Raw genomic sequence first — 12,987 nt, 5'->3', positions numbered from 1 at the left:
TTATATTTTTATGTTCAATACGTAATACGAAAATGGTTAAATAAAAAAATCCGCCAGCGGCGGATTTTTTTATTTAGCTATAACAGACTTTCACGCTTTGCGTCTAATCATGTTGATTTGAACTTAAACGACTCCACGTTCTACGTTTTACGTTTAACGTTATACGTTTTACGTTTAACGCAAGAATAACAGTTCACGATACTTCGGAAGTTCCCATTCGGTATCATCAACAAGCAATTCGAGCTTGTCGACATGATAACGGATCTCGTCGAAGAAAGGTTTTACTTTATCGCAGTACGCAATTGCTTTCTCGCGTGTATCAGTCAGCGCATTTGCAGCTTTGCGGGCTTCGGTCATATCTTCAGCAAGACTCTTTACCTTGTTCAGATGCTCTGAAATGGCATTGAGGATCTCCAGCTGTGCAGCATATGCTTCTGCTTTGACGCCGATATCTTTCAAACCTTTGATATTCGCGATGAGTACATTCTGATAACGAATAGCAGCGGGAATGATATGGTTGCCTGCCAGGTCACCGATTACACGACCTTCAATCTGAACTGTTTTTACGTATTTCTCCAGTTCAATTTCATGCCGTGCCTCGAGTTCTGAATGCGAATACACGTTGTGTTTTTCAAACAGATCTTTTGCCTTCTTGGTTATCAGGGGATCAAGAGCAACCGGTGTTGTTTTCAGGTTTGGCAATCCGCGCTTTGCAGCTTCTTTCTGCCATTCTTCGCTGTATCCATCCCCTTCGAACAGTACCTTCTTACTATCCTTAATGTATTTTTTGATTACCTGCATGATGGCAACTTCTTTCTTGTCACCTTTCTCAATCAGGCTGTCAACTTCTTTCTTAAAGTTTGACAATGTTTCCGCCATAATGGTATTCAGAATGATCATTCCATTTGCGCAGTTAGCATTTGACCCTACTGCACGGAACTCAAACTTATTACCAGTAAAGGCAAAAGGTGAAGTACGGTTACGGTCGGTATTATCGAGCAGCAGTTCAGGAATGCTTTTATGGATATCCAGCTTCAGCATCACTTCATCCTGCTCATCGAATTTGTCACCAACGCGGCTTTCCACTTCGTCGAGAACTTTATACAGGTATTGCCCGATATATGCAGAAATGATTGCAGGCGGAGCTTCGTTTGCACCCAGACGGTGATCATTACCGGCAGAAGCGATAGCCGCACGGAGAAGATCAGCATGATCATAAACAGCTTTGATGGTGTTTACGAAAAATGCAAGGAACATCAGGTTAGTCTTCGGAGTTTTGCCAGGCGCCAGCAGGTTAACACCGGTATCTGTAGCAAGGCTCCAGTTATTATGTTTACCACTTCCGTTGATTCCTGCAAAAGGTTTCTCGTGCAACAATACTTTCAGCTGGTGACGCTTGGCAACGCGGCTCATCACGTCCATCAATAGTGTATTGTGATCAACAGCAAGGTTCAGTTCTTCGAAAATAGGGGCGCACTCAAACTGTGAAGGTGCCACCTCGTTGTGACGCGTACGGAGAGGAATACCCAGGCGATAGGATTCATATTCGAAGTCGCGCATGAATGCATATACCCTTTCAGGAATTGATCCGAAATAGTGATCTTCCATCTGCTGTCCTTTCGCTGGCGTATGACCGAAAACAGTGCGGCCGGTCATTACGATATCCGGGCGTGCATTGGCCAATCCCTCATCGACAACAAAATACTCCTGTTCCCATCCGAGTGTAGCGTATACTTTACTTACGTTACGATCAAAATAGTGACATACATCAACAGCAGCTTTGTTCAAAGATTCGATCGATTTGATTAACGGCGCCTTGTAATCCAGTGATTCCCCTGTGTATGAAACGAAGATTGTAGGGATACACAGCGTAAGACCCTGACCGATGTGCATGATGAATGCCGGTGATGTCGGATCCCATGCAGTATATCCACGTGCTTCAAATGTTGCACGTAACCCACCGCTTGGGAATGAAGATGCATCTGGTTCCTGCTGAACCAATGCATCACCATCGAAGGTATCTAAAGCGGTACCGTCAGATTTCAATGTGAAAAATGAATCGTGTTTTTCAGCGGAAGTACCAGTTAAAGGCTGAAACCAGTGGGTGAAGTGCGTAACTCCTTTAGTTTCGGCCCATTGGCGCATCCCTGCAGCTATCTGGTTGGCAAGATTTCGTTCAATTTTATGACCGGTTTTTGTTGAAGCAGCGAGGCTTTTATAAGCTTCATCACTCAAAAATTCACGGGCGGTCTTAAGCGTGAAAACATTCTCACCGAAAATACCGGTGATTTTTGGGGCACCTTCAACATTTACTCCGGGCTCGGATGTTGTCAGGTTGTCGATTGCTTTGAAACGAAGAGACTGCATGATGGTTTAATTTTTTTAGGAATAGCAAATTTGCAATTTTTCAGTTTAAAAATGACATTTGAAAAGAGGTATTTGTCAGTTTTTGAAAAAAATTGATAAATAACAAAGAAAAAAAATGATTACGGTTTAAAATCGGTTGCAACTGCGCGCTAAACCATATATTATCAATTCTAAAATTTGATTGAAGCCCGATTTTTCCTGAATGATGACCAATTGATGATCAGCGCTAATGCCATTAGCAGAAAAGGGAAGGCTATACTGCGGTAACGGATTACTGCTCCTGTGTTGGTGATAGTATAACCAATCAATAATAGCAACCCTATAGCGTACATCAGCATAAAATAAAGGAAGGGTTTGTCGGGCATGGGTTTCCTTTTTCTTGTTAAAGCAAGTATGGCGAATACAATTACGGTAACAGATTCAATAGTAAAGGGTATATAAAAAAAACTTCCTTCTCCCGGATGCGGACGAAGGAAAGCCATATCTGCAGCAATCGGAAGATGCTTTACAAATCCCATAACATTGGGCTGAAGGGTATCCATCTGCACGTAGGTATTGCCTCCGAGTAACATAAATTCAATCTGTCTCTGCCTCACGGATTCCGGTAAATCAAGCCTTGGGATAAAATATTTGCTTGTAAAGAATAGCAGGAGAAAAAATACAACACCGCTAACGAAAATGACTTGAGTTTTTTTGGGAAAATGATGGCTGAGCATCCAGAGAAGCCACGCTGGTACAAGCGCAAAAATGATATTATTTCTGAGCAGAAAAATTAAACCAAAAAGAAATATAATCATCAGCACAGATGTCCATCTCCAGGTACTATAAAATGCTTTTAGACAATAAAAAATGATCAGCGACACCGATGTAAAAAGCAATCCCTCTTTATGAAAGCCACAGGTCCAGAACACAGTAGTCGGAAAAAGAAAACATAAAAACAAGTAGATGTTTTTGTTTTCAGAGGTGAAATACCTGACTGACCGATAAAGAGCAACAGGCCCAAAGAATACTATGAAATTGTAAAATATGATATTGACATAATAGTTGCTGCCGGAAAACAGGTTCAGTATCCCTGCAAACTTGATCATGATATTATGTTTCAGATCATTCCAGTAACTGTCGGAAGTACTGAAAAATCTTCCAAAACCACCCTGATAGGGATTGCGTACCAATTCTTTAAAAAAAGCAGCCGGATCATTGATGAGCAACTTTGTTTCATTCAATCCATCAGAAAAAAACTTCCATGTATCCATCGTTGTCTGATAGTCTGGCTGAAGACTATGGACCCAACCGTAAATACAACCTGTGATCACACGGAAAACAAAAAAGAACACGAGTAGAACGGGTGCGAGTTCTGATTTTCGGTTAAAACGAATCCTGGTAATCAGCCAGGAAAAAAACATCAGGTATGCTATGAAAATAATAGTATGCAAAAAAATATTTTGGCTGACGGTATAAAAACCTATTGGTTTACTAAAATATTTCTTTTGCCATAGATCATGGCAGGAGCTGCCTGATATTTTCTTTATAGATATGAATGACTTCTTTTAAATCAAATTTTTCTATCATCAGTTTACGGCCATTCTTACCCATCATCAGTTTATTTTCTGCAGGAAGTTGAATAAAGCGTATCATTTTTTCAGCAAGATCATGAGCGTTCTTCACTTCACATAAATAACCAGATATTCCGTGCATTACCAATTCGCGGCAACCACTGACATTGGTTGCAATAAGTGGTTTTTCCATCGCTGCTGCTTCCATGAGGCTCATGCTTAGTCCTTCTGCATAGGACGGTAACACTACAGCATCTGCCTGCCGGATTTCATTGCGTATATCCTGCGACTGACTGACATAACTGATACGCTTTCCGTCACTGATTTGATTGAACAATTCTTCGGGTATGCTATCCGGCAGAGAAGGGTCATAGCTTCCGGCGATTGTAAATTCAATATCGGGAAACTTGCTTTTTACTTGAGCAGCTGCTGATACAAATTCCCTTACACCTTTATTGTTCAGCAACCGCGCGATCATCAGGAAACGAATTTTTTCAGGCTCGCGCGAATTGTTTGCCATAGGCTGAAATTTTTCGGTATCGATTCCTTCGCCCGGCAGAATCAGCGATGGAGTGCGCCTGATGATCCCCTTTCTGATAAAATGTATTTTATCACCTTCGTTCAGAAACCAGACCTGGTTGGCTTTTCTGGCGGCATTCCGGTAGAGCGGTATCACAAGCAATCCAAGAATACCGGAATTAATAAATGCATATCCCATCCCTGTAACCACCGCAATACATGGAATTCCTGCGGACCTCGCAGCAAGAGTGCCGAAAATATTGGGTTTGATGGTATAGTGAAAAACCAGGTCGGGGTTATGTTGAAGATATACCTGCTCCAGTTCCTTTTTCAGCTTTAACTCTCCCCATGGCGAAGAAAAACCCTGTTTGAGATGTCGTAAAGGGACGAATTCCAGGTTTTCGATGTTATCGAAATGTGGGCGTGTATTGTCTTCGGGCGCTACAACAAGAACATTATAGTCATCCTTTAAAAGCTGACGGATCAGGGAAAATCTAAATCGAAAAATACTCCAGAGTGTATTGGAAACAAAGGCGATTTTTTTCTTTTGTTCCATGCGCAATGGTATATAAAAACCTGCAAATGCGGTTGATATTTTCATGATGGCTGATTTTACAGGTTGGTCGTATAGCTTTACCTTTGACCACACTTTCGACTATGGATACAACAGTGGAAACGGCCGCCCAACTGGGTTTGACTGCCGGAGAATTTGAAAAAATCAAAGAAATACTCAACAGAACGCCCAATTTCGCCGAACTAGCGGCTTATTCGGTGATGTGGAGCGAACATTGCAGTTATAAAAATTCAATCAAATGGCTGAAAACCCTTCCCCGTGAAGGAGGTAAACTCCTGGTGAAAGCGGGTGAAGAAAATGCAGGTCTGGCGGATATTGGCGACGGACTGGGAGTGGTTTTTAAAATTGAATCGCATAATCATCCTTCTGCGATAGAACCTTTCCAGGGTGCGGCCACTGGTGTTGGTGGAATTCATCGCGACATTTTTACAATGGGGGCCCGACCTATCGCTGCGCTGAATTCACTTCGTTTTGGAAATCTGAAAGATCAGAAAACGCAGCACCTTCTCAGCGGAGTTGTACATGGCATTGGTCATTATGGAAACTGTTTCGGTGTTCCCACTGTCGGTGGTGAAGTATATTTTGAAGATTGCTATCATACCAATCCTTTAGTGAATGCAATGAGTGTGGGAGTTGTGGAGGCCGGGAAAACGGTAAGTGCAACTGCCTGGGGTGAGGGCAATCCGGTGTTTATCGTCGGCTCTGCTACTGGTAAAGACGGAATTGGCGGAGCTTCATTTGCTTCAGCAGATATTACAGAAGAAAGTGCCCAGGATCTGCCGTCAGTACAGGTGGGTGATCCGTTCCAGGAAAAAAAACTGCTAGAAGCATGTTTGGAGGTAATTCCAACAGGTGCATTGGTGGGAATGCAGGATATGGGTGCTGCTGGTATTATTTGTTCCACAGCGGAAACAAGTGCAAAAGGTGGCGTAGGAATGGTTATCAATCTGGATAAAGTTCCCAAACGTCAGCAGAATATGAAGGCCTGGGAACTGCTTTTAAGCGAAAGCCAGGAAAGAATGTTGCTCATTGTACAAAAAGGCAGAGAAAAAGAAGTGATCGGGGTTTTTGAAAAATGGGATCTGCCCTGTTCAGAAATCGGGGAAGTGACGAATGATGGGTTACTCAAATTCTATATGAATGGTGAACTGGAAGCTGAACTACCTGCTGAAAGTATGGTGTTGGGTGGTGGAGCTCCTGTGTACGACAGAGAATACCATGAGCCAAAATATTTTGAAAAAATAAGTTCTTTTGATCCGGCCGCTGTTCCTGTTCCGACTGATCTTAAGAACGTTGCAGAACAGGTGGTGTCGATTCCAAACATCGCCAACAAGCGTTGGATTTATCGCCAGTATGATAGCATGGTGGGAACGGTGAATGCTTCCACCAATGAACCCAGCGATGCAGCGGTTGTGCTGGTGAAGGGTACCACAAAAGGTCTTGCTGTTACTACCGACTGCAATAGCAGGTACGTTTATGCAGATCCGCAGGTGGGATGTATGATTGCGGTGAGTGAAGCTGCGAGGAACATCGTTTGCAGCGGTGGCACACCCCTGGGCGTAACCAACTGTTTGAATTTTGGTAACCCATATGATCCTGAAGTTTATTACCAGTTTGTACATGCTATCAAGGGTATGGGAGAAGCTTGCAGAAAGTTTGACACTCCGGTAACAGGAGGAAATGTCAGTTTCTATAATCAGAATCCTGACGGTGCCGTATACCCGACTCCAACCATTGGTATGGTAGGTTTGCTGGAAGATGTGCAAAATAAAATGACGCTTGACTTCAAGAAGCCAGGTGATTTTATATACCTGGTCGGTGAAGTGACTGATGACCTTGGTTCTTCAGAGTATCTGAACAAAATCTGTAACGTGAAATTTTCCCCGGCTCCATTGTTTAACCTGGAAGATGAGTTTCGCCTTCAGTCATCAGTTAAACACCTGATCCAGGAAGGTCTCATTGAATCTGCTCACGATATCAGTGAAGGCGGTTTGTTCATCACGCTTTTTGAAAGTGCTGCATGGAACAATCTTGGATTCGAAATCGATGTTGATATACCTGTGAGAAAAGATGCGTTCTGGTTTGGTGAATCTCAAAGCAGGGTCGTGGTTTCCGCAACTTATCAGCAATCAGCGCAGCTTGAAGCCGTTCTGAATTCTTCAGGATTACCCTGGGTGAGAATTGGAAAGGTGACCGATGGTGAGATTTTTATTGACAATGACAGCTGGGGAAATATTGAAAGCTGGAAACATCGGTATGATACTGCAATTGAAAAGCATCTCAATCACTACCTGCCAGAATAGCTTTTGCATAGCTGAGGTAAAAGAAATTGAACTATGGCTGTTTCGATCGATCTGAATGAAGAATATATAATAGTTACCGGAGCTGCCGGATTTATCGGGAGCTGCATGGTCGGTTTTCTGAATCGCCAGGGCATCGATAAAATCATTGTTGTCGATGATTTCAGCAGGGATGATAAAGCGGGCAATCTCAGCGGAAAATATTTCTCAGCAAGAATTGAACGCGATGATTTATTTGCCTGGCTGAATGAAAATAATGTCCGGATTTCTTTCTTCTACCATCTCGGCGCGAGAACGGATACTACTGAATTCGATTATTCAATCCATGAACGATTGAATGTTGAGTATTCGAAATCTGTCTGGAACTATTGTATCAGCAAAAATACCGCGCTCGTCTATGCGTCGTCAGCTGCAACTTATGGCGATGGTTCGCTTGGTTATGATGATGATCACGCATTGCCATACAAACTTAATCCACTGAATCCTTACGGTGTTTCAAAAAATGAGTTTGATAAATGGGCACTTGAACAGACACAAACGCCTCCGCATTGGTATGGTTTGAAATTTTTCAACGTGTACGGCCCCAACGAATATCATAAAGGCAGAATGGCCAGCGTGATTTTTCATTCGTTTAACCAGATACGTGAGCGTGGTTTTGTAAATCTTTTCAAATCACATCGACCGGATTTTAAAGATGGTCAGCAGTTGCGTGATTTTATTTACGTGAAGGATGTTATAAAAGTATGCTATTGGTTCCATCGTCATTTACCTGCTTCAGGATTGTATAATCTTGGCACAGGTAATGCGCGAAGCTTTGAACATCTGGTTAAAGCTACATTTGCCGGAATAGGAAAAGAAGCTGATATCAGGTATATCGATATGCCGGAAGACATCAGGGACAAATACCAGTATTTCACCGAGGCAAGGATGCATAAACTGGAAAAAGCGGGTTACATACATCCGTTCTATACTTTGGAGGAAGGTGTGATGGATTATGTAAGTAAGTATCTTGCGAACAGCAGTTATTATTAAAGCAAAAAAATGAATTAAAATATCCAGCCACAAGTATTCTTTTTCTTGTGGCTTTATTTTTAAATGCTTGAATTATGAACAAAAAAATTGCAATCATCGGTGGAGGAAATCTTGGAAAGGCAATAGCTGAAGGTTTGATTATGAGTGGTTTTACTTTGCCGCAACATATACTGATTACCAGGAGAAATATTGAACAGATTCGTTATCTCGAACAGAAGGGTGTAACGATCGGAAATAATAATAATGAAGCTGTACGATATGCGGATATCGTGGTGCTTGCTGTAAAACCATTTCAGATTGCCGAAGTATTAAAACAGCTCAAGCCTGATCTGGATAGCAAAAGGCATTTGCTTATTTCAGTAATTACCGGAATTTCCATAGAAGACATTCAGAGTGTTACAGGAAATGATATGCCTGTTGTACGTGCGATGCCGAATACCGCTATTGCAATCCAGGAAAGCATGACCTGCATATGCAGCAGGAGAGCAAGTGATGAACAGCAGGAATATGTCATGAGCTTGTTCAATCAGCTGGGAAAAGTGGTGAGTATCGATGAAAAGCTGATGAATGCAGCAACGGTATTAGGCGCCTGCGGAATAGCATATGCACTGCGTTTTATTCGTGCGAATATCCAGGGAGGAATTGAAATTGGATTTGATGCATCGACCGCAACACTGATTGCTGCGCAAACTGTAAAAGGCGCTGCTGAACTGCTGATTCAAACAGGAAGACATCCGGAAGAAGAAATCGATAAAGTAACTACACCGAAAGGTTGTACCATCGCGGGCCTGAATGAAATGGAACACCAGGGCTTTAGTTCTTCATTAATAAAAGGTATTTCAGCCAGTTATATGAAAATTGCAAAGGACTAGATTTGCGATAATAAAACAGAGCTGTTGTCGTTTAAATGTTTTGTTGACAAAACGACAATATCTCTTGAAAAAAACCATCCTATCTGCAAATCAAACGCTTAGAAATATTTCTCTCGCGTTTATCGTCCTGGCATCAGTCAGCTGTACCAAAGAAAATACGAATCCATTTCTTTTGCGTGTAGAAAATAAATCTTCAGTGGCACTGGAGAACCTTGTTTTTTTCGCGCTGGAAGGTGAATATAGTTACGGTGATGTCACTCCCGGAAATACCAGCAGATACCAGGTAATTCAAAGTGCATACCGAACTCCGGCCTGTACTTTCAAAGTAAAAGGTTCATCGTACAACGCTGTGGTGCGTTGTGCAACACCTTCTCCGGAAACAATCAGTTCAGGTAATTTCTCTTTAGTTATCCATTCCGTCGGTGGAACTGACGCCGATATCGAACTGGTGCGCGAATAGTTTTTTACTTACCCATTATAATTCTGGCCCGCAATGAACGTTCGTTGCGGGTTTTTTTATTCAGTGTCTGGTTCAAAGGAATCAGAACTTCACGAGTTTCTGACTTTCTGTATTTCCGGAAAGATCAATGATATTTAAGAAATATGTACCGGGTTGCCAGTTTAAGGTTGGGATCTGGTGTACACCTGTTTTTAAGCGATGGTTGTAAATTAAACTTCCCTGCGCGGAGTAAATATTCAGTGTTGCTTCTTTCGTGATCTCCAATTGAAATGAACTGCTTATCGGGTTTTGGATTTTGGAAATCAATTTCTGGAATGATTTTCCACCCGCAATCAGATTGACCACCAAAGAATAATTGATCAAACCATCTGTGTCAATGGTTTTAAGTCGATAGAAATTCCGACCCCTTAAGGGAGATCGATCTGTATACGTGTAATGTCCGGCGAAGCCATCGTTATCCTCAATATTTTTCTTTCCGATATCTTCCCAGTCACGTCCATCTCCTGAGCGTTGAACTATAAATTCATTAAAACTCCATGCGCTTTCCACCTGCCATGATAATAATGATTTGTTTTCTTTCCATGTCGCTTCAAAAGAGGAAAGTGTAAATGGCAAAAGGATTGCGCATCGGGAGAACATATCAAATATTACATAATCACTCCATGCCGTCCGGGTCAGCACAACACTATCCACCGGGCCTGAAAAAAATATGCGTACAGCAGACTGTACAGTCGATGTAGTTGTAGATGCACCATTGATAATATTCCCACCGGTGATGTATGCACCGTTGACGAAATCTTCGAAATTCGGTGTAACCGGAACGCCGTTGTTATATCCCTCAATGCGTTGCGTTTCGTTCTGGTTGATTGCATCACCGCGCACATCACTTACGCGAAAATGGATATAGGTACTACTTAAGGGCTGCGCCAGTTTTATATAGGTGGATGTTGACGCGGGAAAACTATGTCCGCGGATGATCTGGATCGATCGCCATGTGAACCCATTATAGGTGAGGTTCTGGTGAACATATATTGGTCTGCCGCTTGCAAAACTGCCTGATGACTGGATATGAGCCGCAACGGTCCCCTGGACAAAGCCGTTAGCAGAAGTCGTTCCAGCAATTGGTGTAGGTGAAAATAAAGTGCCCCCCGGGCACTGGCCCCTTGCAATACAAATCTGCATGAAGCAGATTAGAAGCAACAGCGATTGCGGTTTCAAGGGAGGGTTTAGTATAAAACGGCATATTTTAACGGCTTATTGCTCTATTGAGCGTTTACTATGTTGTTGAAAACCAACTATTAAATAAGATAAATTTTTCTAATAAATATCTCTCTGAGAATCCCCGACTTTTCCACACCCGTTTTCATTTTTTTTCCGGCCGACAAATTCAACGTAAGTTTGCATGACCTCCAAGAATTTCTTCTCCGAATATTTTCAAAAGGTCCGGTTTCAATCTATTGTGGTAAAATTTTGTGGCTAGCTCTTCAAAGGCTTTATCGTTTGGATGGAAAGATTATTTGAATGAATAAATAAATTCTTTCATACATGGCTAAATTTATTTTTGTAACCGGTGGTGTTACTTCTTCTCTGGGAAAAGGAATTATCTCGGCTTCATTGGCTAAATTATTACAGGCCAGGGGGCTTAGAGTAACTATTCAAAAATTTGATCCCTATATTAATGTTGACCCCGGGACGCTGAACCCTTATGAGCACGGTGAGTGTTATGTTACCGAGGATGGGGCGGAAACCGATCTCGACCTTGGTCATTATGAGAGGTTCCTGAGTATTTTCACTACACAGGCTAATAACGTTACAACTGGTAAGATTTACCAGACAGTAATTAACAAAGAAAGGGAAGGCGCTTACCTTGGCAAAACAGTGCAGGTAGTACCTCATATTACCGATGAGATCAAGCGGAGGATGAAGCTGCTGGGTAACGAAGGGTATGATATTGTAATTACGGAGATCGGCGGTACAGTGGGCGATATCGAAAGTCTTCCATTCATTGAAGCTGTTCGTCAGTTACAATGGGAACTTCCCGAGGAAGACTGCCTGGTCGTACATCTTACCTTGGTTCCTTATCTGAAAGCGGCAAAAGAATTAAAGACGAAGCCGACTCAGCATAGTGTGAAAATGATGAGTGAGAATGGCGTGCATCCGGATATTATTGTTTGTCGTACAGAACGGCCTTTGTCTCCTGAGATCAGGAGAAAAATTGCATTGTTCTGTAATGTAAAACAGGAGGCTGTTATAGAAGCTGCTGATGCGCCGACAATTTATGAAGTACCTCTTGCAATGATGCGCGAGAAGCTGGATGTTATTTGTCTTAAGAAGATGAATATTACAAAATATCATGAGCCTGAGCTGATGTTATGGAAAGAGTTTCTTGATAAATTGAAATATCCTAAAAGCAAAGTCACTGTTGGTTTAATCGGAAAATATATTGAGCTGCAGGATGCTTATAAATCCATTCTTGAAGCATTTGTTCATGCAGGCGCAATCAATGAGTGTAAAGTAGAAGTAGTAAATATTCATAGTGAATTTATTACCGACGATAATGTAGATGAGAAGATGAGTACACTCGATGCATTGCTCGTTGCACCAGGGTTTGGTCACCGCGGTATCGATGGAAAAATTCTTGCTGTTAAATATGCCCGAGAGAAAGGTTTGCCTTTCTTCGGTATATGTCTCGGTATGCAGATGTCAGTTATTGAGTTTGCAAGAGATGTTTTGAATCTCCGCAATGCGCATTCAACTGAAATGAATCCTGATACACCTAACCCGGTAATTGATCTGATGGAAGATCAGAAAAAAATTACCGATAAAGGTGGTACTATGCGGTTGGGTTCATACACTTGCGAAATCAAGCCCGGATCACTCGCCGAAAAAATTTACGGCACCAGTCTTATTAGGGAAAGGCACCGTCATCGTTGGGAATTCAACAACAATTACCTGGTCGATTTTGAAAGTCATGGTATGATTGCGAGCGGAAAAAATCCGGATAGTAACCTGGTGGAGATTGTCGAAATTCCTTCTCATCCGTTTTTCATCGGTGTGCAGTATCACCCTGAATTGAAAAGCACGGTCGAAAATCCGCACCCGCTCTTTGTGCATTTTATCAGTGCTGCGAAAGATTATTCAGAACAAAAATCTTCAGTGAAAAATCCGCTTTTGCAGAGTGAGATGATATAATTGTCAGAAATGAATTAGAAAGAGGCCGTCTCAAAACAATGAGTCGGCCTCTTTTTATTTTTTTAGGTTGGCGTATAAGTTTTTTCAATTACCCATCAAGGATTTCGATGAAGTGTAT

The 12,987-nt window shown here is 42.0% G+C and carries 9 protein-coding genes; 5 read left to right on the top strand and 4 right to left on the bottom strand.

The genetic code is table 11. The features are described from left to right. Positions 1-174: 174 nt before the first annotated feature. From P2W82_RS15265 to P2W82_RS15255, 3 genes are all read right to left on the bottom strand, one after another. Entirely contained in the window at positions 175-2,367 is a 2,193-nt protein-coding gene (locus P2W82_RS15265; RefSeq protein WP_336516775.1) for a glutamine synthetase III family protein, read from the bottom strand. Positions 2,368-2,537: 170 nt separating this feature from the next. Further along, positions 2,538-3,800: a hypothetical protein gene (locus P2W82_RS15260; protein WP_336516774.1), complete on the bottom strand. Its 1,263-nt coding sequence runs from the start codon at positions 3,798-3,800 to the stop codon at positions 2,538-2,540. A gap of 64 nt (positions 3,801-3,864) precedes the next feature. Further along, the gene (locus tag P2W82_RS15255; protein ID WP_336516773.1) at positions 3,865-5,040 is read right to left on the bottom strand and encodes a glycosyltransferase family 4 protein; all 1,176 of its coding nucleotides are present in this window, start codon (positions 5,038-5,040) and stop codon (positions 3,865-3,867) included. Between the two features lie 56 nt (positions 5,041-5,096). Here P2W82_RS15255 and purL point away from each other — a divergent pair, with 56 nt between their 5' ends. The 4 genes from purL (at position 5,097) to P2W82_RS15235 (ending at position 9,677) form a co-directional block, all read left to right on the top strand. Next, a complete protein-coding gene (purL, locus tag P2W82_RS15250) occupies positions 5,097-7,316 on the top strand; it encodes a phosphoribosylformylglycinamidine synthase subunit PurL (RefSeq protein ID WP_336516772.1) in 2,220 nt (739 codons plus the stop codon). A 33-nt stretch (positions 7,317-7,349) separates the two neighbouring features. Continuing rightward, positions 7,350-8,345, top strand: a complete 996-nt coding sequence (rfaD, locus tag P2W82_RS15245; RefSeq protein ID WP_336516771.1) for an ADP-glyceromanno-heptose 6-epimerase — start codon at positions 7,350-7,352, stop codon at positions 8,343-8,345. A gap of 74 nt (positions 8,346-8,419) precedes the next feature. After that, complete coding sequence (gene proC / locus P2W82_RS15240) at positions 8,420-9,217, top strand: pyrroline-5-carboxylate reductase (protein ID WP_336516770.1); 798 nt, start codon at positions 8,420-8,422, stop codon at positions 9,215-9,217. A 64-nt stretch (positions 9,218-9,281) separates the two neighbouring features. Beyond that, complete coding sequence (locus tag P2W82_RS15235; RefSeq protein ID WP_336516769.1) at positions 9,282-9,677, top strand: hypothetical protein; 396 nt, start codon at positions 9,282-9,284, stop codon at positions 9,675-9,677. Positions 9,678-9,758: 81 nt separating this feature from the next. Here P2W82_RS15235 and P2W82_RS15230 read toward each other — a convergent pair whose 3' ends face one another. Further along, positions 9,759-10,859, bottom strand: coding sequence for a T9SS type A sorting domain-containing protein (locus P2W82_RS15230; RefSeq protein WP_336516768.1), 1,101 nt, complete (start codon positions 10,857-10,859; stop codon positions 9,759-9,761). A gap of 363 nt (positions 10,860-11,222) precedes the next feature. Between P2W82_RS15230 and P2W82_RS15225 the strand changes: the two genes are divergently transcribed. Next, positions 11,223-12,869, top strand: coding sequence for a CTP synthase (locus tag P2W82_RS15225; protein WP_336516767.1), 1,647 nt, complete (start codon positions 11,223-11,225; stop codon positions 12,867-12,869). Positions 12,870-12,987 lie beyond the last annotated feature (118 nt).

Origin of the sequence: Pollutibacter soli (assembly GCA_029269725.1) — a bacterium.
Taxonomy (GTDB): domain Bacteria; phylum Bacteroidota; class Bacteroidia; order Chitinophagales; family Chitinophagaceae; genus Pollutibacter; species Pollutibacter soli.
The sequence above is the reverse complement of the archived record's forward strand: the minus strand, read 5'-3'. Positions and strand labels throughout refer to the sequence as shown.